Annotated in this window: 17 protein-coding genes; 6 read left to right on the top strand and 11 right to left on the bottom strand. The window is 62.2% G+C overall.

What is annotated here, in order from left to right:
• Window positions 1-44 precede the first annotated feature (44 nt).
• The 5 genes from HX811_RS21795 to HX811_RS21775 all read right to left on the bottom strand — a co-directional run bounded on the left by HX811_RS21795 (window position 45) and on the right by HX811_RS21775 (window position 6421).
• A complete protein-coding gene (locus HX811_RS21795) occupies window positions 45-1478 on the bottom strand; it encodes a PLP-dependent aminotransferase family protein (RefSeq protein WP_008433026.1) in 1434 nt (477 codons plus the stop codon).
• Between the two features lie 59 nt (window positions 1479-1537).
• Window positions 1538-2305 (bottom strand): SDR family oxidoreductase, encoded by a 768-nt coding sequence (locus HX811_RS21790; protein WP_003210776.1) that lies wholly within the window; start codon window positions 2303-2305, stop codon window positions 1538-1540.
• A 19-nt stretch (window positions 2306-2324) separates the two neighbouring features.
• Complete coding sequence (locus HX811_RS21785; protein ID WP_003210778.1) at window positions 2325-3392, bottom strand: phosphotransferase family protein; 1068 nt, start codon at window positions 3390-3392, stop codon at window positions 2325-2327.
• A 130-nt stretch (window positions 3393-3522) separates the two neighbouring features.
• Complete coding sequence (locus tag HX811_RS21780; RefSeq protein ID WP_177047336.1) at window positions 3523-5379, bottom strand: pilus assembly protein TadG-related protein; 1857 nt, start codon at window positions 5377-5379, stop codon at window positions 3523-3525.
• Window positions 5380-5470: 91 nt separating this feature from the next.
• Window positions 5471-6421, bottom strand: a complete 951-nt coding sequence (locus HX811_RS21775) for a 2-hydroxyacid dehydrogenase (protein ID WP_087692887.1) — start codon at window positions 6419-6421, stop codon at window positions 5471-5473.
• 29 nt (window positions 6422-6450) lie between these two features.
• Here HX811_RS21775 and HX811_RS21770 point away from each other — a divergent pair, with 29 nt between their 5' ends.
• A complete protein-coding gene (locus HX811_RS21770; protein WP_177047334.1) occupies window positions 6451-6936 on the top strand; it encodes a hypothetical protein in 486 nt (161 codons plus the stop codon).
• Window positions 6933-7259 carry a hypothetical protein gene (locus HX811_RS21765; protein ID WP_177047332.1) on the top strand — a complete coding sequence of 109 codons (327 nt, stop codon included), beginning with the start codon at window positions 6933-6935 and terminating at the stop codon, window positions 7257-7259. The genes HX811_RS21770 and HX811_RS21765 overlap by 4 nt, the downstream gene beginning before the upstream one ends.
• Window positions 7260-7274: 15 nt before the next feature.
• Here HX811_RS21765 and HX811_RS21760 read toward each other — a convergent pair whose 3' ends face one another.
• The 3 genes from HX811_RS21760 to HX811_RS21750 all read right to left on the bottom strand — a co-directional run bounded on the left by HX811_RS21760 (window position 7275) and on the right by HX811_RS21750 (window position 9060).
• Window positions 7275-7811, bottom strand: coding sequence for a cysteine hydrolase family protein (locus HX811_RS21760; RefSeq protein ID WP_177047330.1), 537 nt, complete (start codon window positions 7809-7811; stop codon window positions 7275-7277).
• A 216-nt stretch (window positions 7812-8027) separates the two neighbouring features.
• Window positions 8028-8624: a TetR/AcrR family transcriptional regulator gene (locus HX811_RS21755; protein WP_102369272.1), complete on the bottom strand. Its 597-nt coding sequence runs from the start codon at window positions 8622-8624 to the stop codon at window positions 8028-8030.
• A gap of 52 nt (window positions 8625-8676) precedes the next feature.
• Window positions 8677-9060, bottom strand: a complete 384-nt coding sequence (locus HX811_RS21750) for a tautomerase family protein (protein ID WP_003210790.1) — start codon at window positions 9058-9060, stop codon at window positions 8677-8679.
• A 252-nt stretch (window positions 9061-9312) separates the two neighbouring features.
• Here HX811_RS21750 and HX811_RS21745 point away from each other — a divergent pair, with 252 nt between their 5' ends.
• A complete protein-coding gene (locus tag HX811_RS21745) occupies window positions 9313-10590 on the top strand; it encodes a serine/threonine transporter (protein WP_102604662.1) in 1278 nt (425 codons plus the stop codon).
• An 80-nt stretch (window positions 10591-10670) separates the two neighbouring features.
• On the top strand, window positions 10671-12317 hold the full coding sequence (locus tag HX811_RS21740) for a SulP family inorganic anion transporter (RefSeq protein WP_177047328.1): 1647 nt from the start codon (window positions 10671-10673) through the stop codon (window positions 12315-12317).
• Window positions 12318-12361: 44 nt separating this feature from the next.
• On the opposite strand, the gene HX811_RS21735 is transcribed toward HX811_RS21740, so the two are convergent.
• A complete protein-coding gene (locus HX811_RS21735) occupies window positions 12362-12856 on the bottom strand; it encodes a DUF934 domain-containing protein (protein WP_003210798.1) in 495 nt (164 codons plus the stop codon).
• Window positions 12840-14498: a nitrite/sulfite reductase gene (locus tag HX811_RS21730; RefSeq protein ID WP_003210800.1), complete on the bottom strand. Its 1659-nt coding sequence runs from the start codon at window positions 14496-14498 to the stop codon at window positions 12840-12842. The genes HX811_RS21735 and HX811_RS21730 overlap by 17 nt, the downstream gene beginning before the upstream one ends.
• Window positions 14499-14947: 449 nt before the next feature.
• Here HX811_RS21730 and HX811_RS21725 point away from each other — a divergent pair, with 449 nt between their 5' ends.
• Window positions 14948-16027, top strand: a complete 1080-nt coding sequence (locus tag HX811_RS21725; protein WP_177047326.1) for an ABC transporter substrate-binding protein — start codon at window positions 14948-14950, stop codon at window positions 16025-16027.
• 6 nt (window positions 16028-16033) lie between these two features.
• On the opposite strand, the gene HX811_RS21720 is transcribed toward HX811_RS21725, so the two are convergent.
• Window positions 16034-16249: a DUF2970 domain-containing protein gene (locus tag HX811_RS21720; RefSeq protein WP_008432997.1), complete on the bottom strand. Its 216-nt coding sequence runs from the start codon at window positions 16247-16249 to the stop codon at window positions 16034-16036.
• Between the two features lie 141 nt (window positions 16250-16390).
• On the opposite strand from HX811_RS21720, the gene HX811_RS21715 reads away from it, so the two are divergent.
• Entirely contained in the window at window positions 16391-23023 is a 6633-nt protein-coding gene (locus HX811_RS21715; protein ID WP_256344456.1) for an NEL-type E3 ubiquitin ligase domain-containing protein, read from the top strand.
• The last annotated feature ends 80 nt before the right edge of the window (window positions 23024-23103 follow it).

The following is a 23103-nucleotide window of genomic DNA, read 5'->3' as shown; positions in this document are numbered from 1 at the left end:
CCCCGATCCGGATTTGACCAATAGCCAATCCGGCGGAAATTCCCTCAGCCAATTTGTCGCAGGATATCCCGCACCACGTCCAGCGCCGGGTCAATGTCCAGGGTTTCGATCGCGCCAAACCCGATCTTCAGTCCCTCGCGTACCGGTGTGTCGTGGAAAAACACGCTCAGCGGATAGAGCCCCACGTCAGCCTCCCGTGCCAATTGGGTAAGCTGCGGAATATTCACCGGCACCTTGCACAGTGCGGCCAGATGGAACCCGGCCACGGTGGGCACCACGTCGAACCACGGCGAGAGGTCCCCCGCCAGGCGCTGCAGAATCCGTTCCCGGCGCCCGGCATATACCCCATGGCAGCGCCGAATGTGCTTGAGCAGGTAGCCTTCGCTGATGAACTTGGCCAGGGCCCATTGCGGCAGGGTGGAGCTGTGCTGGTCGGTGAGTTGCTTGGCCTTGAGCACCGCGCCGAAAATCGCCGGCGGCAACACCGTGTAGCCCAGGCGCAACTCCGGCAGCAGGGTTTTCGAGAAGGTCCCGACGTAGGCGACCACGCCGCGGGTGTCCATGCTTTGCAGGGAGTCGGTGGGGCGGCCCTCGTAGCGGAATTCGCTGTCGTAGTCATCCTCGATCACGATGGCGCCCAACGCCAGCGCACGTGCCAGCAACGCCTCACGGCGCGGCACGCTCATGGGCATGCCCAGCGGGAACTGATGGGACGGTGTCACGTAGATCAGCCGCGCGCCGTCGGGAATCAAGTCGACCCGCAGGCCGTGTTCGTCCACCGGCACGCCCACCACGGTCGCCCCCATGGCGTCGAACATCAGTCGTACCGGGGTGTAGCCGGGGTCTTCCATGGCGACGACGGTGCCCGGTTCCAGCACCACGCGGGCGATCAGGTCAAGCGCCTGCTGGGCGCCGTTGGTGACTACGATGTCGTCTTCGCTGCACCTGACCCCACGGGAAAATGCGATATGCCCGGCGATTGCATTGCGCAGGGCCGGCAAGCCTTCCGGCCGGCTGTAGAAGCCGCTGTCCTGTGAGATACGGCGCAAGGCATCGAGGGTGCAGCGCCGCCATTCATCCTGGGGGAACTGGCTGCGGGCGGTGGCACCGCCGATAAAGTCCCGGCTCGGGCGGGTTTCACGGTTGGGGTGACCCATGGGCGCGGGAAGGGCTTGCCACTTGGCCAGGTTGGCGGCGCAGGCAAGGTCGGCGGCACTTTGCAGGTGTTCGCGGCGCGTGGCCCAGGCGTTGACGAACGTGCCACGGCCGATCCTGCCGACCAACAACCCTTCGTAGGTCAGCGCCGCGTAGGTGTCTGAGACTGTCTTGCGCGACACGCCCAGTTGCAGGGCCAGCAAGCGGCTGGGAGGCAATTGCGACCCGGCCACCAGTTGTCCCGACTCAATGGCCGTGCGCAATTGCTGGTAAAGCTGTTCGGCCAGGTCCTTGCGGCCCTTGATAACGACGTGCAGTTCCATGTTTCATCCAGAGGCAAGCAATCACCCGCAAGATTACCGCAAGTCACCCGCCAGCCGAATCAGGACAGGAAACCACCGTCCACATTCAGCGATACACCGGTGGTGTAGCTCGACGCATCGCTGGCCAGGTACAGCACCGCGCCGGCCATCTCGCTCGGGTCGGCCACGCGCTTGAGGGGGATCTGCGCCAGGGCCATTTTCAGGATCGAGTCGTTCTTCACCAGTGCCGAGGCGAACTTGGTGTCGGTCAGGCCCGGCAGCAGTGCGTTGCAACGAATGCCGAACGGCGCGCATTCCTTGGCGAAGACTTTGGTCATGTTGATCACGGCGGCCTTGGTCACCGAGTAGATGCCCTGGAATACGCCCGGCGAAATCCCGTTGATCGAGGCCACGTTGATGATGCTGCCGCCACCGTTCTCGCGCATCAGCTTGCCGGCTTCCACCGACATGAAGAAGTAGCCGCGAATGTTCACGTCGACGGTCTTCTGGAATGCGCCCAGGTCGGTGTCCAGCACGTTGCAGAACTGCGGGTTGGTGGCGGCGTTGTTGACCAGGATGTCCAGGCGGCCGAACTGTTCGCGGATCGCGGCAAACACGTTGGTGATCTGTTCCATTTCGCCGATATGGCAGGCAATTGCCGTGGCCTTGCCGCCGTCGGCGATGATCGCGTCGGCCACGTGCTGGCAGCCGTCGATCTTGCGGCTCGACACGATCACGTGGGCGCCTTGCTGGGCCAGCAACTTGGCGATGGCCTCACCGATACCGCGGCTGGCGCCGGAAACGAAAGCGATCTTGCCGTCGAGGTCGAACAGTTGGGTCTTGGACATGGTTTTTCCTTGAAGAGGGTCAGAGGGAAGACTGTTTGATGACATTCAGGCTCATCTGCTCAAGCAGCTTGTTCATGTGAATGAACTGCGCAAAGCGTTTGTCCTGGGTCTGGCCATGGAAGAAGCGGTAGTAGATCTGCTGCACGATGCCGGCCAGGCGGAACAGGCCGTAGGTGTAGTAGAAGTCGAAATTGTCGATCTGGATCCCGGAGCGTTCGGCGTAGTAGTCGACGAACTGGCGGCGGGTAAGCATGCCTGGGGCGTTGCTCGGCTGGCGGCGCATCAGTTGCACCGGGGCCGGGTCGGCCGCTTCGATCCAGTAGGCGAGGGTGTTGCCCAGGTCCATCAGCGGGTCGCCGAGGGTGGTCAGTTCCCAGTCCAGCACGCCGATGATCTGCATCGGGTTATGCGGGTCGAGGATCACGTTGTCGAAGCGGTAGTCGTTGTGGACGATGCTCGAGGTGGGGTGGTCGGCCGGCATCTTGTCGTTGAGCCAGGCACGTACCGCTTCCCAGCTTGGGGCGTCGGGGGTCAGGGCTTTTTCGTAGCGGTCGCTCCAGCCGCGAATCTGCCGCTCCACGTAACCTTCGGGCTTGCCCAGGTCGGCCAGGCCGCAGGCGCTGTAGTCGACCTGGTGCAGCTCGACGAACTTGTCGATAAAGCTTTTGCACAAGGCTTCGGTTTTCGCCGCGTCCAGGCCCAGTTCCGGCGGCAGGTCCGAGCGCAGGATGATCCCGTTGACCCGCTCCATCACGTAGAACTCGGCACCGATCACTGACTCATCGGTGCAGTGCACGTAAGCCTTGGGGCAGTACGGGAAACCGTCCTTGAGCTGGTTGAGAATCCGGTATTCGCGGCCCATGTCGTGGGCGGACTTGGCCTTGTGGCCAAAGGGCGGGCGGCGCAGCACGAATTCCTGGCCGGGGTATTCCAAGAGGTACGTCAGGTTGGAGGCACCCCCGGGGAACTGGCTGATTTTGACGCTGCCGCTCAAGCCCGGGATATGGGCCTTGAGGTAGGGATCGATGAGGCTGGCATCAAGTTCTTCGCCGGGGCGAATCTGGGTCGATTGGTCATTAAGCGCCATGCTTATCCCTTCTGCTTATTCTTAAGGCCTTGGACTATTGGCTAATCTAATGCGCGCGGCCGCCAAGCCACAAGGTTGGGGCGGCTTAATAGGTTAGCGTGTTGGCCGATGATCAGCGGGCTTGATGTGCTCAGATCACCAGAACTGCGCGCCCGCCGGGGTTGCAGGACAGGTTGGCACCGATTTCGACTTTTGCCAGGTCGATGCCCAGGCCGGCGAGCAGGTTATTGACCAGCGGGTCGAGGAGCGGGCTGAGCAGTCCGGAGATGATGCCGCTGAGCAGATTCAGTACGCCGGTGACCAGGCCGACCACCAGGTTCAGCACCAGCCCAATCAGTCCGCCCTGTGTCGGTGGATGGTTGATCAACTGGATGCCATTGAGGGTGTTGCTCAAGCTGCCCACCACGTTGTTGGAACTGAAACTGAAGTAGTCCGGGGGGCTTTTCACCTCGGGCGGCGACAGGTAAGTGTGGTTCCGGACGGTCTTGGCCACGCTGCTGTCGATCTTCAGGCTGATGCCACCCACGCCATACGGTTGCCGGGGATCGCAGACACCGTTGCTACAGGTCTTCACCCCAAGGTCGAGTAATGGGAATTCGTCAACGTTCAGTGGTGCTGTGGAGGAAAACAGGTTTTTTGGGTCGATCTGGCCCACCATCAGCCTAACCGCCGAGGTGGTACCGAGCACCGACAAGGCTTTGTCCGCAGGCCCGTTGCAGCGATATCCGGTGACCGTGCTGCTGCCGCTGGCGGCTTCCAGTGCTACATCGATTTGCTGGCCGATTTTGGGGTCAAAGGAGCTGCCTAACAAGATGCCCACCAGCGCCGTTACCCCGCCCAGTAAATCGTTCACCGCGCCGATTGCCGGCAGTTTCACCGAGATCAACGTCCTGACTTGCGCGGTCCTGACGTAGATCGGCTGGGTGGCGATCAGCTTGGGGTTACCTATGGCGGAAACCTGTGCCGGTTCAATGACCTTGGTCTTGACCGTGATATTCAGCAGTCCCAGCACATCCACCGGTAGCTCCACCGCGACCGCGTTGTACTTGTTCGACAGTTGCACAAACCCCTGGATCAGGTTGAACAGTTGCAGGTTAACGTCCAGGGCGCTCTTGTCGGTGCCGTTCTGGATGGTCAGCAGGTCGCCCAGGTGCAGGATCTTGGTGCCGGGCGCAATCAGCTTGATCGCTTCCAGGTTATTGATCACCACCTTGACCGCATCGCCCCCCAGCTTGAGTACATCTATCGCGGCCTGGATCAGATCGCCGACGCTGGCGTCGGTCTTGAGCAACTCGTCGTAGTTGCCGGCGCTGACCTTCAATTGAATCGCCAGCGCGTCCAGGTAACTGAGCAGGTTGATATCGGTATTGATCAGCCCCTTCCAGCCCACCGCGTCGAGTTGCAATTTGCCCCCCAGCAGTCCGCCGATCAACGCATTGAGTGCGGCGGACTTGGTGCTGTCCACGGTCAGCAAGGTGCTGCGGATGGTCAGTACGGCCACCGGTGGCGCGGGCACGGCGGCCACGGCCACTGCCTGCAACCGGATGGTCGGCTCGAAAGGGCCGGTGGAGAGCAGCATGAACAGGCGGTTGGCGATACTGGTGACGACGCGGTGGGTGGCGATGACCTGGATCGCATCGGACCTTGAGGGATTGGGGCTGAAGGCGCGCATGAAGTCAGCCCCGGTGACCAGGGTGCCACAGGTGGTCGCCAGGGTACGGTCTGCGTTGAGCGGGAAATCATTGCGGGCTGCGCTTTGGATCGCGAATTGCGCGGCGTTGGTATTCGGCGTCACGCAGGCGCCGCCGCGGGTGACCACTTCCAGCGCCGCGGTGTCGGCAACCCGTTGCAGCTTACGCTTTTCCAGGTACAGCCGGCCGCTGTCGACCACCAGCAACAGGAACAACAGTGCGATCCCCAGGGTCATCGCACCCATCAGTCCTATCGCGCCGCGTTGGCGGGCCGAGCCGGGTCCTTGGCAAACCATCCTGCGTTCCTTCGCCGATCCAGTACCGGCATCCTGAATATCCCCTCAGGCAGTGTAGTCAGGTTTTGCGAGGATTTATGGCTATTGGCCATTATTTTCGCGGAGGCAGTGCCACGGGCGTCAGCACAGGGCGGCCGGCAAAGTATTCCAGCAGGTTGTCCGCCACGCGCTGCACGGTGTCATGGGCGGCTTCCGGTGACAGGCCGGCGACGTGGGGCGTGAGCACGGTATTGCTGAGGCGCTTGAGCGCGTCGGGCACGTTGGGTTCATCGTCGAACACGTCCAGCGCCGCGCCGCCGATGCGCCGTTGCTCCAGGGCGGTAATCAGGTCGGCGGTGACCACCACGCTGCCGCGGCCGATGTTCACCAGAAAACCGTTGGGGCCCAGTGCGTCGAGGGCCTGGCGGTCGATCAAATGTCGCGTGCTGGCGCCGCCCGGGGTGGCCAGGATCAGGAAGTCCGAGGCCCGCGCCAGTTCCACGGCGGTGGCGCAGTAGGTGTAGTCCACATCTTCGCGGGGCTGGCGGTTGTGATAACTCACCTCCATGCCAAAACCCAGGGCAGCCCGCTTGGCGATTTCCAGGCCCACGGCGCCCAGGCCGAGAATGCCCAGCTGTTTGCCGGCCAGGGAAGGGCGCATTATCTTGGGCCATTCGCTGCGCCGTACTGCTGCGTCCGCCCGGGGAATGTCCCGCACCAGGCACAGCAACAAAGCCATGGCGTGGTCGGCCACCGACGGCGCATTCACCCCGGCGCCATTGGTGACCACGATTCCACGGTTGCTGGCGGCTTGCAGGTCCACGTGTTCATACCCGGCGCCGATCACGCAGATGATCTCAAGCAGCGGCAGCGCGGCGATTTCCTCGGCGTACAGGCCCAGCGGGCCACGGGTCAGCACCGCCTGGACCTGCCCGCCGTGGGTCTTGATGGCCTTGGCGCGTTCGGCCGGGGTGGGCGCAAGAATCACGTGAAAGCCATTGCCTTCGATGATCGGCAGGTAGTCGTTGATGGTTTCAACCAGGACCAGAACGGTGACGGGCATCGGAAGGTTCTTCCTGAAGGATTAGAGGCTTGGATTATGCGGGATTTGTAGTCCCGATCGTTTCTTTACCGCAGAAAAATTTCATTTCTCACCAGCCTAATCTGATTTTCCAGACCGCTCGTCCCAGGCCTTTTTACTGCCGCAGACTTCGACGACTTTCCTTAGCAGAGACGTCATGGATGCATGTTCCTGCCACCCCCGAAATCGTCGAGTGGACCCCTTATGGCTACAAGCACAGCCCATCAAAAAACCTAGCTTGGGAAGATATTGTCAGCAGTACCCGATACGGCCCGGCCAAATACAAGCCCGGTATAAATATTGAAAAGCTTGAGCGAGAAGCCTATAAAAATGGAGTGCCAAGCACTCATGCAAAACCCTGGAAACTCAGGGAGTACCCGCAAGTCATAGGTGCCAGTGAAGGCAAACCCAGTTACTGGGTTCGAATTGAGTCAAGCGCGGGCGTCATACATGGTCATCCGATTTCCGAGCAGGAATTCAGGAGGTTAACAAGTTGATCTCACTAGGCTTTATTGACGGAAACGTCACCCATGATGATCTCTCCATCTTGCAGGATGGGGCGATGGAGAGTCAGGCCCACCTGTTGAAAGAGGACATGCTTCAGGTTGAATACGCCGATGGGCTTATATTGGATGTCGGCTGGTACCCCTCCTTCGATACCCATGGTCGGTTCCGCATCAATGTAATAAGAAATTACGACTGGGACCGTCCAGTTATTGCGTTAACGGCGCACGCGGCTGTTGATCTGATGGAGCAACTGGCTGTTGCGCAGAGCGCGATCAATGGCGAACTGCGCAACGTATTGAGAACCACGGCGTAGGTAAAGCTCCAGGCTTTAGAAGTAGATATCGTCAGCTTTCACGCGCTGCACAAACGCCCCGGCCAGGGTTGCATTGTGATGTTCGATAATCGCCGCGGCCGGTAACGCCGGAGTGTCCATACAAGTATGGGCATCCTCCGGCAGCAGCACCGAGAACCCCAGTTCCACGGCCACTCGGCACGTCGTGTCGATGCAGTACTGGGTTTTCATCCCGACGATCACCAGTTCATTCACCTGTGCCGCCGCCAGTTGCTGCGCCAGCTCGGTGCCGAGAAAACAGCTGGGCCGGGTTTTATTGAAAACCGTGTCGCGAGCTTCATCAACCTCCAGTGCTGGCCATAGTTGCCAAAACGGGCTGCCCACCTCGATGGGCGAACCCGCAGGGCCGGTGTGACGTGCAGCGAAAACCGGCACGCCAGCGTGTCGGGCGCGCTGAATCAGCTGGTTGATGTTGTCGAGTATGCGCTGGTGTTCGTAGGGTTTTTCCGGACCACCGTACAGACCGGTCTGCATGTCGATGATCAGCAGGGCGGGGCGCTTGTTGTCAGGCATGGTACTGCTCCTTGTGTCTGCCAGATGGCGGAGCAATAAAAAGGCCCCGTCCATTGCTGGCGGGGCCTTGGGTAAATCCGGGTGGCTTAGTTTGCGCGCCACTCACCGCTACCACACGACCCGCCGGAAGCGGTCGTGGTGGTGGTGCGGGTGAGGGCCAGCTGAATAAGGTTCATGGGCCGATCATGCTGGCGCTGGCGTTTGGCTGTCAACGCGTCAGCCGAGGTTTTTTTCCGGGATCAGGAGATTTCTGGCGGCAGCGAGGAATTCATCAGACAGGCCGTTGCCTTTGGTCGCACGGGCCAGGGTGAGGGCGCCTACCATCGTCGCGTACTGGGCAATGGCGGCCTGCCGGTCACCTTCGGGGGTTCCGGTGGCCTGAGTAGCGGCCAGGATGCCCATGGACGCTTCAAAGCCCCGGATAAAGCTGCGTTGCAACGCGCTGTCGGCGGCTTCATGGCACATCTCCCCGGCAAAAGCCGCAACCGGGCAACTGTCCCCGGGGTTGTCACGATTGGCGGCCGACAGATACGGATCAATCAACGCCAGGCGCGCAGCCTCGGGATCAGGGCTTTGCTCGACCCTGGCCTGCCAGCGCTCGCTCGATTGTTCGAATGCCCGGTTGCAGGCTTCCGTGGCCAGCGCCTCACGGGACTCGAAGTGCCCGTAGAAACCGCCATGGGTCAGCCCGGCGGCGGCCATCACGTCCGACACGCTGATGCCATGGATGCCCCGCTCACGAAACAGCCGCGTGGCGGCCTCGACGATGATTTCGCGGTTGAGTTCGGCTTGTTTGCGGGACACGCGTGGCATCGAGGGCTCTCTGGATCAGGTGGTGGCAGGGATGGGTGGCATCATAAAACGTTTAGCTGGCGTACTGCGCGATCCCGTTGCCGAACGACCAGTTTTCCTTCTTGACCTCCACCAGGCTGATAAACACATCTTCCAGGCGCACCGCCAGTTCACGGTTCAAGCTCTCGGCGATGGTCTTGTACAACAGCTTTTTCTGCTCGGTACTGCGGCCTTCGTTCAGAGTGATCTGGATGATCACCAGGTTGTCGGTGCGCTGGATGCCCAGGTACTCCGGGTCATAGATGAAGTGGTGTTCATCGTGCTCGGTGAGGATCTGGAAGTTGTCGTGTTCAGGCACGCCGATGGCCGTGTGCATGGCGTTGTAGATCAATACGCCGACGCGCTTGGCGTAGGTGACGTCGGGGTTTTTCCGAAGGTCGATGCGCACGATTGGCATGGCAGGTAGTCCAGTGAGAGGCGTGCTTTAAAAATACATGACGTGATGAATTTATAAAATAGATTTCTTATGAAATGTAAAATTGACCCTGCCGGAAACGTCTTCAATCCTCTGCACTGCACAACCATTCCTCAGCTAAGTCTTTGCTTCTTCAAGCGAATCCCGGACAATCGCGCCCCTGTTTCGGTCGTGGCGCTGCCTGTCAGGTTTTTCTGACTCGTCTCGACTGAGTGAATGCGGAGATCCGAACGGATGAATGATCAGGCCAATAGCGTCGACGAACGCTACGCAACGACACCTGCAACCCTCACAAGCTGGAGCCGCCAGGACACCACCTGGATGCTCGGCCTGTTCGGTACGGCCATCGGCGCCGGCACCTTGTTCCTGCCGATCAACGCGGGCCTTGGCGGCTTCTGGCCGTTGGTGATCCTCGCGCTGCTGGCATTCCCGATGACGTTTTTCGCGCACCGTGGCCTGACCCGCTTTGTGCTCTCGGGCCGTGAAGGCTCGGACATCACCGACGTGGTCGAAGAACATTTCGGCCTCAAGGCCGGCGCCGCGATCACCTTGCTGTACTTCTTCGCGATCTTCCCGATCCTGCTGATCTACAGCGTGGCGCTGACCAACACCGTCGGCAGCTTCATGGAGCATCAACTGCACATCGCGCCGCCGCCGCGGGCGATCCTGTCGCTGGTGCTGATCCTCGGCCTGCTGGCCGTGGTGCGGTGTGGCGAGCAGGTGATCGTCAAGGCCATGAGCCTGATGGTGTATCCGTTTATCGTCGCCTTGCTGTTCCTTGCCGTGTACCTGGTGCCGCACTGGAACGGCGGCATCCTCAGCACCGCCAGCACCGTGCCGGCCCCGTCGGCGCTGCTGCATACCCTGTGGCTGGCGATTCCGGTGATGGTGTTCTCGTTCAACCATTCGCCGATCATCTCGGCCTTTGCGGTGGACCAGAAGCGCCAGTACGGCGAACACGCCGAGGAACGCAGCTCGCAGATCCTGTCCCGGGCACACATCCTGATGGTGGTGATGGTGCTGTTCTTCGTGTTCAGTTGCGTACTGACCCTGTCGCCGGCGCAACTGGCCGAAGCCAAGGCGCAGAACCTGTCGATCCTGTCCTACCTGGCGAACCACTTCAGCAACCCGACCATCGAGTTCGCCGCGCCGCTGATCGCGTTTGTGGCGATTGCCAAGTCGTTCCTGGGCCATTACATCGGCGCCAGCGAAGGCCTCAAGGGCCTGGTGCTCAAAAGCGGCCGTCGCCCGGCTGCCAAGACCCTGGATCGCATGACCGCCGCGTTCATGCTGGTGGTGTGCTGGATCGTCGCGACCCTCAACCCGAGCATCCTCGGCATGATCGAGACCCTGGGCGGGCCGATCATTGCGTCGATCCTGTTCCTGATGCCGATGTACGCGATCCGCAAGGTACCGGCGATGGCCAAGTACCGTGGCCAGGCGTCCAACGTGTTCGTCACGGCGGTGGGCCTGGTGGCGATTACCGCGCTGATTTATTCGCTGGTGTCCTGACAGCACCCGGTTTCAGTGCAATGATCACGGCCAATTCGCAGACAGCGGATTGGCCGTTTTTTTTGCCAGGGAATTAGGGATTGAACACCAAGCCTGAGAGCGACACCACGCCGAACCGTGCACAAGACTTGCTGGCCGGCCTGTCCATCGCCGGCCTGTTGCTGCCCGAGGCCGTGGCCTATTCCAGCATCGCCGCGTTGCCGCCCCAGGCGGGCGTGATCGCCTTGTTTGCCGGATTGTTGTGCTACGGCCTGTTTGGCACCAGCCGCTTCGCGATTGTCTCTGCCACATCGTCCTCGGCAGCGGTGCTGGCGGCGGCCACGGCAACGCTGGCGGGAGACGACCCGGCACTCAGGCTGAGCCTGGCAATGGGCCTGGTACTGGTGACGGGGGCGTTTTTCCTGTTGGCCGGGATGCTCAAGCTGGGCGGGCTGACCTCGTTTATCGCCAAGCCGGTGTTGCGTGGCTTTGCCTTTGGCCTGGCGCTGACGATCATCCTCAAGCAGTTGGCCAGCGTGGTGGGCGTGCACCTGACCGACAACAACCTGATTCGCTTCCTGCCCCAGCTCCTGGAGCAACTGCCGCGCTGGAACTGGGCCGCCGCTGCCGTCGCGGGCATCGCGTTGCTGCTGCTCTGGCTATGCGCGCGAGTCCGGCGCCTGCCGGGCGGGTTGCTGGTGGTGATCCTCGGGATTGCCGCCGGCCAGTGGCTGGATCTGCAGGCCCATGGCGTGGCGTTGATCGGCGTCATCGACCTGCGTCTGGAACTGGCGCATTTGCCGGTATTGCCGTTCGCCGACTGGCTGCGCCTGGGAGAGTTGGCGTTTGCCATGGTGATGATTCTTTACGCCGAGTCCTACGGCTCCATCAGCTCCTTCGCCCTCAAGCATGGTGATCGCGTGTCATCCAACCGTGACCTGCTGGCGCTGGGGGCCGCCAACCTGCTGTCCGGGCTGTTCCAGGGCATGCCCACTGGCGCCGGGTATTCGGCGACATCGGCCAATGAGGCGGCGGGTGCCAACTCGCGGCTGGCGGGCGCCGTGGCGGCGCTGGTGGTGCTGGCGATCGTGCTGACGGTGCTGCCGCTGGTGGCATTGACGCCGGAGCCGGTGCTTGCCGCCATCGTCATTTACGCCTTGGGCCGTGGCTTGAGCCTGCAGCCCCTGGGCCGCTATTTCTCCTGGCGGCGCGACCGGTTGCTGGTGATTTGCGCGGTGGCGGCGGTGTTGGTGCTGGGGGTGCTGGATGGGTTATTGGTGGCGGTCGGGATCAGCGTGGTGTTGATGTTGCGCCAGATGTCGTCGGCGGACGTGCGCGAGTTGGGGCGCATTGACGGTGGGCATGATTTTGTCGAGCTGCTCCATCACCCGAGCGCCGAACAGATCCCCGGCGTGCTGATCGTGCGGCCCAGTGAAGCGCTGTTCTTCGCGAATGCCGAGCGAGTGCTGGGGGCCGTGTTGAGCCTGATGCGACATTCCACGTTACCGCTGCACACCATCGTGCTCAGCCTGGAAGAATCCCCCGACCTGGACGGCACCAGCATCGAGGCGTTGCAGGCGTTTTTCGTACAGGTGCGAGGGGAGGGCAAATGCCTGGTGCTGGCCCGCGTACGGCATGAGGCGCAGGAGGTGTTGCAGACGCTGCCTGAGGCGTGTGCGCCCCAGGTGCTGATCAGCGGGTTGAGTGTCGATGGTGCAGTGCAACTCGCGTTGCAACCCACCGCCTGAATGCAAAAAGCCCCGACTGGTCGGGGCTTTTTATTGACGCGAGCTTACCGGCGGCGGAACAACGGCAACGGTTCATCCGTCGCGGCCTGGTACGTCACCGAGAAATCCTTGAGGCTTTCCAGCGCTTCATACGGGTCTTTGTCCGCGCGCAAGGCGAAGGCATCGAACCCGCAGCGGCGCAGGTAGAACAACTGGTCGCGCAGCACATCGCCAATCGCCCGCAGCTCGCCCTTGTAACCATAACGGTCACGCAGCAGGCGGGCGTTGGAGTAGTTGCGACCGTCGGTGAAGGCCGGGAAGTTCAGGGCGATGACCTGGAAGTGCTCCACGTCATCACCGATCTCTTCGGCTTCTTCATCGGCGTCCAGCCACACACCCAGGCCGCCGTCGCGGGCCTTGAGGGCGTGAGCGTGCTCGCGCCACAGGGCCAGCGGCACGATCAGGTCGTCGCAATTGGAGATGCCATCGAAGCTCGCATCCTTGGGCAGCAGGTGCCAGGTTTCGTCGAGGACTTCGTTGTTCTTAATGATTCGCTGCATAGACGCGCTCCTTGAACAGGTCAATGCCGATGCGCTGGTAAGTGTCGATGAAACGCTCATCTTCGGTGCGCTGTTCAACGTACACGTCGATCAGCTTGCCGATCACGTCAGGCATTGCTTCCTGGGCGAAGGACGGGCCGAGGATCTTGCCCAGGCTCGCATCGCGGCTGGCGCTGCCACCCAGGGACACTTGGTAGAATTCTTCGCCTTTCTTGTCCACGCCCAGGATGCCGATGTGGCCGACGTGGTGGTGACCACAGGCGTTCATGCAACCGGAGATGTTCAGGTCCAGCTCGCCGATGTCGAACAGGTAGTCCAGGTCGTCGAAACGGCGCTGGATCGATTCGGCAATCGGGATCGACTTGGCGTTGGCCAGGGAGCAGAAGTCGCCGCCCGGGCAGCAGATGATGTCGGTCAGCAAGCCGATGTTCGGCGTGGCAAAACCCTGCTCGCGCAGCTCGCCCCAAAGGGTGAACAGTTGAGACTGTTCAACGTCGGCGAGGATGATGTTCTGCTCGTGGGAGGTGCGCAGTTGGCCGAAGCTGTAGCGCTCGGCCAGGTCGGCGACGCCGTCCAGTTGCTTGTCGGTGATGTCACCCGGTGCAACACCGGTAGGTTTCAGCGACAGGGTCACGGCCACATAGCCCGGCTTTTTGTGGGCCAGGGTGTTGCGGGTGCGCCAGCGGGCGAAACCCGGGTGCTGCGCATCGAGCTCGGCCAACGCGGCGTCCTGATTGCTCAGGGCCTTGTAGTCCGGGTCGACGAAATGCTTGGCAACGCGGTGCACTTCGGCGTCGGTCAGGGTGGTCTGGCCGCCGCGCAGGTGTTCCATCTCGGCGTCGACTTTCTGGGCGAACACCTCGGGGGTCAGCGCTTTTACCAGGATCTTGATCCGGGCCTTGTACTTGTTGTCACGACGGCCGTAGCGGTTGTAGACCCGCAGGATCGCGTCGAGGTAGCTCAACAGGTCCTGCCACGGCAGGAATTCGTTGATGAAGGCACCCACTACCGGCGTACGACCGAGGCCACCGCCGACGAGCACACGGAAGCCCAACTCGCCCGCCGCGTTGTGCACCGGCTCCAGGCCGATATCGTGCACTTCGATGGCGGCGCGGTCCGAGGTCGAGCCATTGATGGCGATCTTGAACTTGCGCGGCAGGTAGGCGAATTCCGGGTGGAAGGTGGTCCATTGACGGACGATTTCACACCATGGGCGCGGGTCGATCAGCTCGTCAGCGGCAACGCCGGCGAACTGGTCGGTGGTCACGTTGCGCAGGCAGTTACCGCTGGTCTGAATGGCGTGCATCTGCACAGTGGCCAATTCAGCCAGGATGTCCGGCACGTCTTCCAGGGCCGGCCAGTTGAACTGAACGTTCTGGCGAGTACTGATGTGGGCGTAGCCCTTGTCGAAGTCGCGGGCAATCTTGGCCATCATGCGCGTCTGACGGGAAGTCAGTTGGCCATAAGGCACGGCAACCCGCAGCATCGGCGCAAAGCGCTGAACATAAAGGCCATTTTGCAGGCGCAGAGGGCGGAACTCTTCTTCGCTCAGTTCACCTGCCAGATAGCGTCGGGTCTGATCACGGAACTGCTTGACGCGGTCCTCGATGATGCGCTGATCGTATTCGTCGTATACGTACATATAGGTCCTGTTCTCGGCAAATCTGCGCGCACGGCCGCGCACTCCCAACGGAGCCGGCGCACGATACCAGTTTGCGTTTATGCGCAAAAGTGATGTTTGAGTATATGCAAATAACCAAATGGCCTAATGAGAACGGTTATCGCGATACCCACATTTGTCATGCGGGCAATCATGAACTTTACTGTGCTCGTGTCTTTGTGCAATCACCTATAAAACCGACAAGAGGCGATGCTATGAGCAATCCGACCAAAGCCCGCAAAAGTGACAGCAGTGTCGATGCGTGGGCCATTCTGTTCTTGATTATCCTGGTGGTTTCCACTGCCGTGTTCTGGGTCAGCCATCAATAAAAGGGCGTTATCGAGCCTTGTTGTCGACAATCGGCAATTAGCCGAGATTGACCGGCCTGATGCCATTATCATGGGCCGTCATTCCGAAGGGCTCAGGCAACGATGTTGAAGGTTCTCTGCAAGTGCTTGCTGGTGCTGAGCATGCCGTTCTGGGCCATCGCCCAGGCGACGTCGGTGGTGTTTCTCAACCCTGGCAATTCGACCGAGACCTTCTGGGTCAGCTACGCGCAATTCATGCAGGCCGCCGCCAGGGACCTCGGCCTGGATTTGCGTGTGCGCTATTCCGAGCGCAACCCCGAGACCACGCTGGTGCAGGCCCGTGAAGCCCTGCAAGGCGCCGAGCGCCCGGACTACCTGGTGCTGGTCAACGAGCAGTACATTGCCCCGCAGATCTTGCGCCTGGCCCAGGGCAGCGGGGTCAAGCTGCTGATCGTCAACAACGCGCTGACCGCGGACCAGACTCAACTGCTGGACGCCGGCAGATACCCCAACTGGATCGGCAGCATGGTCGCCGACGACGAACAGGCGGGCTACTTGATGCTCACCCAGTTGTTGCGCCTGCATGGGCCTGTCGCCCCCGGCCAGACCCTCGACCTGATCGCGTTCTCCGGGGCCAAGACCACTCCCGCCGCGCAACTGCGCGAGCGGGGCTTGCAGCGCGCCCTGGCGGATCATCCGCAGGTGCGCCTGCGCCAGTTGGTGTATGGCGAGTGGAGTCGCCAGCGCGCTTTCGACCAGGCCACGCAGTTATTCAAACGCTACCCGCAGACCGCGCTGGTGTGGGCGGCCAACGATGAAATGGCGCTGGGGGCAATGGATGCACTCAAAGGCAGCGGGCGCACGCCGGGCACGGACGTGTTGTTCAGCGCGGTCAACAGTTCGCCCGAAGCGTTGCAGGCGCGCCTTGAGGGGCGCCTGAGTGTGCTGGTGGCCGGGCATTTCACCCTTGGCGGCTGGGCGATGGTGGTGCTGCATGACGATGCCCGCGGCCTGGGCATGGCGCAGTACGGTGGGCGTGAGCGCAAGCTTGGGCTCTTTCGATTGATTGATCCGCCACACGCGACGCGCCTTTTAGAGATGCAGGGGCGCGAGGACTACGGCGTCGACTTTCGAGCACTGTCAGCCCAGGGCAAGCCCGCCACCTATCGCTACCCGTTCAGCCTGCAACTGCTGATGCATTAACCGGCTTCAAACACCGGCCAGGTGCAGCACCAGCTTGACGATGCCAAACAGGGTCAAGGCAAACACGGCGGTAAACACAATACCCAGGATGACAAAGTGGCTGGGCTTGCCATGGGTAAAGTCGCGGGCGCGATTCTTCCCGCTCTGCACCCCGAAGGCGGCTGCCATCACGCTGTGAAGCATCTGCCAGAAAGTCGGTGGCTTGTTGTTGGAATCGTCCATAAAGGCCTCGCGGTAGGGATCAAACCCATGGATGAGGATAGCCAAGTTCCCGCAAAACACCGGCTGTAGCTATCTACCGCCCTGGCGGTTGGCCCGTTCGCTGTACTGGGACTCCTTAACAGAGTCATCAGGAACGAGCGCATGCCAACCTTACCCGCCCCGACAGAGCAGGGGCTACACACCGCATTGATCAAGAACAGCTTGTCCGGCTGGATTGCCCGCAGCGCGGCTGCGGACATCCGACGCTTGAAGCCGGGCCTGCTGCCCGGGCGCGTCCCCGAGGATGCACCACCTGCCTGGCTCAGTAACGCGGCCCAGGGGTTGCGCCAGGCATTCGCCGACAGCCAGTTGGCCAGTCGCCGCGCCCACGAGCGGCTGGCCAAGACTCTCGACGGCCTCAAGGGCATCACCGAGTTCGCCCAGCCGCTGCTGGAAGACGCCTGGCGCAAACGGTTCGGTGAGGTACCGGACGTCCACAAGCACCAGTTGCACTACCTGCGTTACCGTCAGGTGCCGCAACAGCATTCGCTGTTGCAGGCGGCATTGCTCAACTTTGAAGGCAATGAAGACTTTGCCGATATCGCCCTTGAGCAAACCAGCGCGCTGGCCCCCGAAGGGGCGTTGTTCACCGAGTACTACGGCGAAATTCTGAACGACCATTCACGCCGGGCCCGCTATCGCTACCGCGAAAAGCTCGCTGTCACCCCGGTCCAGTTTGCCGCGCTCTGCCGCACGCTGGACCTGGGGCAGCAATACCAGGCGCATTTGCAGCAGGTGTTCGAGGACGCGGGCACCAAGGCTGTGGTGCGCGAGCAGATGATCGACGCGAACAAGAAACTGCTGGCCGTCAGGCTGCATACGGCGCGGATGAAGAGCGAAATCAGCGACAGTGCCTATGCCATGCTCAACGCCTTGCTGGCCGGTACCGAACGGCCGCAGTTGGATGGCAAGCCCGTTGCCTGCAGCCAATTGGCGATTCTCGGCTGCAAGGTGGGTGAAGTCGTACTGATCGGTCCGGGCGTCGGCGCGATGGCAGATGCCCGGCAGCAGTCGGGCTGGGGCACTGCGCTGGTGCCCGGCGCCTCGCTCGGGGAGTTGCTGGTGCCGGCCGCGGCCGAGCAGAGGCTGGTGGCGTGGATCCCCGGGGCGCCGTTGTGCCCGCTCAAGGAATACCCGTCGATGAAGGCGTTCGAGGCGGACCTGGCGATCAACCTGCGCTCCCCGGAGTATCAGCGGCTGTTTGCCAGCCTGGTGCCGCAAGACGAAGCCCCCGCTTTCCTGCAGCGACTGAAGACCAGGCTCTTTACCTTCGAGTGGAATTCCAGAGGCTACATGGAGCAGATCTACGACCCGAACATCAACCTGGCGCGCCGCGAAACCCTGATCAGTGGCGAGCTGTTCGGAGCGCTCTATGACAACCACCTGCAACGCCTGAAAGATAACGCCAGGACGCTCGCCGTACCCACCGCCGAGGCGGATCGCAAGGCTGCCCAGGAACGCCACGAACATTGGCTGAGTATTGGCTTGAATGTGCTGAACGTGGCGGCCTTTGTCGTGCCCGGCCTGGGGGAGGTGATGCTGGCGGTTACGGCTGTGCAGCTGGGCCTGGAGGTCTACCATGGCATCGAGGCGTGGAAGGAAGGCGACATGGATGCCGCCTGGGGGCATCTGGAGTCGGTGGCGCTGAACGTGGCCTTCATGGCCGCCCTCGGCGGTTCGACGGCCCTGGCCAGCCGCGCGCCGCAGATCCAGGTGTCCCGCTGGGTGGATGGCCTGGTACCGGTCAAACTGCCCAATGGTGAGGCTCGGCTGTGGAAACCGGACCTGGCGCCGTACCGCAGCGAAGTGGTACTGGCCCCGGCACTCAAGCCCAATGCCCGGGGCCAGTACGAGACAGGTGGCAAGATTTATGTGCGCATCGGCGAAAACCTGCATGAAAAGGTCTTCGACAGCCGAATCCGCAAGTGGCGGATCAAACACCCGGAAAATCCCGAGGCTTACCAACCGATCCTTGAACACAACAACGCCGGTGCCTGGCGGCATGTGCATGAGCAGCCTTCTAACTGGGACCGCCTGACCCTGCTGCGACGCCTGGGGCCTGCCACTGAGGGATTCTCTGATACGAACCTGGGCATCATCGCGGATGTCAGCGGGGTTCAGGTTGACGTGTTACGCACCGCGTACATCGAAGGCAAGCCGCTGCCTGCCGTGTTTGCCGACACCGTGGATCAGTTCCGCGGCGAGCCAACGGCGGGTACGGTGGCGCTGACAGCCGAAGGCGCGGTGCTGCAACGGCGGTTTCCGGCATTATCCAGGCGAGCCATCCGGGAGATTCTCGATACCGCCAGTGGATCGGAGCGCCTGCAATTGCGCGGTCAGCGTGGCGCGTCGGCGCGTCTGGATAATGCCGCTCGCCGGGCGGTACAACAAGGTCGCCTGAGTCGCGCACTGGCGGGGCTGCATCGTCAGGCCGACGCCGGTGCCGACACCGACCGCCTGGCCCTGCATTGCTTGCAACACTTGCCGGGCTGGCCCACCAACCTGCGCCTGGAAGTGCGCGTTCAGGCTGTCGAAGGACCGTTACTGAACAGCATTGGCTCGCAAGATGCCCCGCTGTGCAGATACCTGGTCAAGCAGGGCGAAACCTTCCAGGCCTACAACGATCGCGGTGTCGCGCTGAGCAGCCGGACCACCGGGCGGCGAAATTTCTTCCAGTCCGTCGTGCATGCGATCCCCGCTGAGGCCCGACCTGGCTTGGGCATGCCTGTGGAAACCCTGGACCGGCAACTGCAACAAGCGGTGGCCGGTTATGCCACCAGCCGCCGCAGCGAGATGTCCAAAGTGCTTGGCCTGCGCGCGCCGCGTTCGCGACCGGTGTTGACAGGCATGGGGGGCATCCTGGGCTTCCCGTTGAGCGGTCGGGGCACGGGCTTTGAGGTGGATGCATCGCTGACGGCGAGGGTGCAGGCGCTCTATCCCAACCTGAACGCCGGGCAGGCCAGCCAGTTTGTCTTGAGTCGACTGAATGCAGGTGAAAGCGCCCGGCAGGTCTTCACCTTGTTGGGAAATCGCCAACGTGAGTTTGACCGGTTGCAGGCGGAACTTGATCTGTGGATCGCCGGAGCGGCACGGCAACCGGGCGGAGCCGGGGAGCAACAACGGGTGGTGGCTGACCTCATCAGTTGCTGGCGCCAGGGGATTTACCGCGAGCGGCCGCCCCTGAGCACCCTGTCGCTGGGCAGCGTGACGGACCTTCCACGGCTGAGCGCAGACTTTTCCCATGTGCAGTTGCTGATCGTGCGGGCCGAGGCATTATCGGGTGAGCAGGGCGTAAGGCTGGCGGAGCAGTTTTCCCGCGTGCAACACCTTGCCGTGTTCCTTGAGGCAACGCCAGGCATCGAGCTGGTCGGCGGATTGAATCGCTTTGCCGGGCTCACCCAACTGACGTTAAACGCTCGCGATATGGCCTATCCGGCGGCGTTCATGCAGCGCCTGGGGGGGCTGGAGCGTTTGCAGAACCTGACAGTCGAGGGTGTCTCGCAAAGCGTTGACGTCAGCCCCCTTACGCACTTGCGCTCGCTGCGCGTGGAGGGCTCGGTGCAGGAGTGGCCAGAGGGAGTGGCCTCGCTTGAGCGGCTTGAAGTACTGGACCTGTGGCGGACAAACATCCGCTCAGTGCCCGCCTCAATGTTCGCCGGGCATGAACGCCTGTGGCGAGGCTTGAACCTGCGGTGGGCCACGTTTGATCGCCAGGAATTCATGGCGGTGTATGAACACGTGCGGGGCAATCCGGCTCATCTGCTCAATGAGCAAGCCCTGGTGCAGGGTTACTGTGAGGGCGTGATGGACCGCTTGAAAGATGTGCGCTGGGGGTTTGGCATAGACGTTATATCTCAGTTCCAACTGGAGGGGCTGACCACTGAACAGATACTGGCCCGCACTCACCAGGTACTTGACGAACAGCTCGCTCTGAGCCGGGATCTGGAGGGGTGGGCGGCCAGGGAGTTGCGGGTTGACCGTCGGCAGGTGGATGTCTTTTACCGCCAGCGCGCCGCCGAGCGGCTCCTGGACAGTTGGCGTGAAGGCCTGGGGCCGCGGTTTGCGCCGTCGGGCATGTCGGCGCGCTCCAACGTGCCGACCGCCACACTGAACCTGTCGGGGGGCGTGCTGGGCGACTTGCCCGGGTTGCCGGCGGCCGCGTTCGCCCATGTCAAACAGGTCAACCTGAGCGGCACTCGGGTTTCCATTGAGGCGCTGAATGACTTTCTCGGCGCATTCAACGCCATTGAAGACTTGAACCTCAGTGCCAGCAACCTGGCACAGCTGCCTTCGGCCCTGGACAACTTCACCGCCCTGCGCCAGTTGGATCTTTCCCACAACCAACTGAGCATCATCCCGTCCATCCAGCAACGCTTGAGCCGCCTGAGGTCCCTTGAAACCCTGGACCTGCAATACAACCGCGTCGTGAGCCTGGACCTGCGTGGCCTCAACGCCTTGCGCCACTTGAACCTCAGCCGCACTGGAATCACCGAATGGCCCGAGGGTGTCCTGGACTTGCCAGTCCTGGAGAGCCTGGACCTGAGCCACAGCGCTATCACCCGGGTGCCCGCCCACGCGCTCACCGGCCACGACAGGCTGTTGCTCAAGAGCAACCTGCGGGGTTGCCGACTGACTGCCAGGGCCTGCGCCGACATCCTGGTCTTTGCACAGCGCACCCTGCGGGAAAATCCATTGGGCCTTGATGTGGAATTACTGCCGTTGGTGGGGCCGGAAATCTACCTGCACAAGCCGCTGGGCATTCCCCAGGAACAGCTGCGCATCGGCCGGACCGGTGGCGATCCGGAATATTTCCCGGTCAGGGTCGCGGACGACCCCGGCCAGTTGCTGTTGCCCCTGCACATCGAGAGCGCCGACGCGCAAGCGCGCCTTACTCCCGCTGCACGCCTGCAACAACTGGATCCCGCCTTGGGCAGCACCGAAGCGGTGGCGCGCATCGATGAATGGCTGGCCGCCGGCCTGGGCGCCACCGGCGTCGACACGCGGCTGGTGCAGTTGCACGCCGAGCATCAACGCTTGAGCCGGGTGTTGAACAGTTGGATCGACATCGAAGGTTATCGCGAGGGGGGCGGCTGGGTCAGTGCCCTCGACCGTCGTCGTGCCGCCGGCCGGCTCCTTGAAAGCTGGCGCCACAACCTGCGTGCCCGGCCGGAGGTGCCGCCGGTTGACGGGCGCGAGGTACTGGACCTGTCCGGGCTGTATCTGGGCGACCTGCCCGCGTTGCCGGCTTCAATGAGCCACGTCAGCGTGCTCGACCTCACCGAGGTGAAGCTGACGGAGCAGGGGTCCATTGGGTTCCTGGGCAGCTTTCCTCACCTGCGCCGGCTTGTGCTCAACAAGAATGGCCTGGCGCACCTGCCCGAGGTGATCAACCAATACTCGGCGCTGACTCATCTCGAAGCCACCTACAATGATTTGCGCGATGCCGCGCAGCTACAGGCACTGCTTGGCCCGTTAAGCGCGCTGGAATGGCTCGACCTTGGCGGAAACACCCTGGCCAGCCTGGATGTCAGCAGCCTGCGTGGGCTGACAAACCTGGACCTGCACAACAACGTCCTGGAGGAATGGCCGACCGGGGTATTGGAACTGCCCCGACTGCGCACCCTCGACCTCAGCAATAACCAGATCGAGACCATCCCGGACGATGCCCTGTTGTCCCGGTACAACCTCCTGATGAGCAACACCAACCTGACGGACAACGGCCTGGAAGAACGTGTGTTCGAGCGTCTGAGCGAGTTCCTGGAGGAAACGGGTTTCGGCCTGGGTTATACCCGGGAGCAAATTGATCGCGAGCTCGATGGTTTCCTCCTCAGTACCAGTCACGAGGAAGCGGATCTGAGCGGTGAGCTGCATCCGGAGCTGCTGACGCCCGCGGCACAGAAGGCCCAGTGGTTTGCTGGCGTGGCGGCCGACTCCAGCAAACACGCGGTCTGGGAGTCGCTCAAGAGCGCTGACGACAGTGAGGATTTCTTCTACATCATTTCCCAGCTGAAAAACGCCCAGGACTTCATCACCGACCGCCCTGAGTTGACGCGCCGGGTATGGGAGGTGCTGGAGGCCGCCGAGCAACGTCCGGCGTTGCGCGAGCAACTGTTCGGCAAGGCTCGCGGCATGCGGATCAACGCGACCTGCGGTGACGGCTGGATCCTGCTGTTCAGCGACCTTGAAGTCAGTGTCTATGAGTTCAAGGCCCTGGAAACCGTGGAACCCGGGAAAGAAGGCGCGGCGCTGTTCAAGCTGGCCAGAAGCATGATCCGCCTGGAGCAGACTGAAGCCACCGCCAGCCGCGTGATCAGCCTCAAGCCCAGTGTTGACCCGGCGGAAATTCGCCTGGCCTATCGCATCGGCCTGGCCCAGCGCCTGGAGCTGCCGCGCCAGCCGTCCGGCATGCTGTACCGCAACCTTTCCCAAGTGAAACAGGCCGATATCGACCAGGCCTACGCCAGCATCGTCGCCCGGGAGGCGACCGAGGCGTTCACGGGCGATCTGGTCACGCGCCAGTACTGGGTCGACTACGTGCAGAAGCAATACGCGGCTGACTTTACGACGCTGGCCCAGACCCAGGCCCGCGAGGCCGAAGTCCTGGAGGATCGCTATCCGGAGTTTGGTGCACAGTACGAGGCGCAAGCCGTGGTATTGGCCAAGCAAAGGACTGAGCAACGCCAGGCCCTGCTGATTCGCCTGTCCGGGCGGGAGAGGGCGGCACTGAGGCTATAACAGCCTGTGCCCCGGCGGCAGGTCCGGAAACGGGCCTGCCGCGCCTCAGTGGTCGTAACCCAGGTTCGGCGCCAAGGTGC

Source organism: Pseudomonas sp. F8002 (genome assembly GCF_013385495.1).
In the GTDB taxonomy this organism is placed as follows: domain Bacteria; phylum Pseudomonadota; class Gammaproteobacteria; order Pseudomonadales; family Pseudomonadaceae; genus Aquipseudomonas.
This window is presented reverse-complemented; position numbering and strand designations above follow the sequence as displayed.

What these genes read in the sequence shown, in the direction of transcription:
- HX811_RS21785 (WP_003210778.1), bottom strand. Translation starts at nt 3,392, where the DNA reads ATGGCGCTTAATGACCAATCGACCCAGATTCGCCCCGGCGAAGAACTT.
- HX811_RS21725 (WP_177047326.1), top strand. Translation starts at nt 14,948, where the DNA reads ATGTTGAAGGTTCTCTGCAAGTGCTTGCTGGTGCTGAGCATGCCGTTC.
- HX811_RS21790 (WP_003210776.1), bottom strand. Translation starts at nt 2,305, where the DNA reads ATGTCCAAGACCCAACTGTTCGACCTCGACGGCAAGATCGCTTTCGTT.
- HX811_RS21735 (WP_003210798.1), bottom strand. Translation starts at nt 12,856, where the DNA reads ATGCAGCGAATCATTAAGAACAACGAAGTCCTCGACGAAACCTGGCAC.
- HX811_RS21775 (WP_087692887.1), bottom strand. Translation starts at nt 6,421, where the DNA reads ATGCCCGTCACCGTTCTGGTCCTGGTTGAAACCATCAACGACTACCTG.
- HX811_RS21760 (WP_177047330.1), bottom strand. Translation starts at nt 7,811, where the DNA reads ATGCCTGACAACAAGCGCCCCGCCCTGCTGATCATCGACATGCAGACC.
- HX811_RS21715 (WP_256344456.1), top strand. Translation starts at nt 16,391, where the DNA reads ATGCCAACCTTACCCGCCCCGACAGAGCAGGGGCTACACACCGCATTG.
- HX811_RS21795 (WP_008433026.1), bottom strand. Translation starts at nt 1,478, where the DNA reads ATGGAACTGCACGTCGTTATCAAGGGCCGCAAGGACCTGGCCGAACAG.
- HX811_RS21745 (WP_102604662.1), top strand. Translation starts at nt 9,313, where the DNA reads ATGAATGATCAGGCCAATAGCGTCGACGAACGCTACGCAACGACACCT.
- HX811_RS21720 (WP_008432997.1), bottom strand. Translation starts at nt 16,249, where the DNA reads ATGGACGATTCCAACAACAAGCCACCGACTTTCTGGCAGATGCTTCAC.
- HX811_RS21750 (WP_003210790.1), bottom strand. Translation starts at nt 9,060, where the DNA reads ATGCCAATCGTGCGCATCGACCTTCGGAAAAACCCCGACGTCACCTAC.
- HX811_RS21755 (WP_102369272.1), bottom strand. Translation starts at nt 8,624, where the DNA reads ATGCCACGCGTGTCCCGCAAACAAGCCGAACTCAACCGCGAAATCATC.
- HX811_RS21730 (WP_003210800.1), bottom strand. Translation starts at nt 14,498, where the DNA reads ATGTACGTATACGACGAATACGATCAGCGCATCATCGAGGACCGCGTC.
- HX811_RS21780 (WP_177047336.1), bottom strand. Translation starts at nt 5,379, where the DNA reads ATGGTTTGCCAAGGACCCGGCTCGGCCCGCCAACGCGGCGCGATAGGA.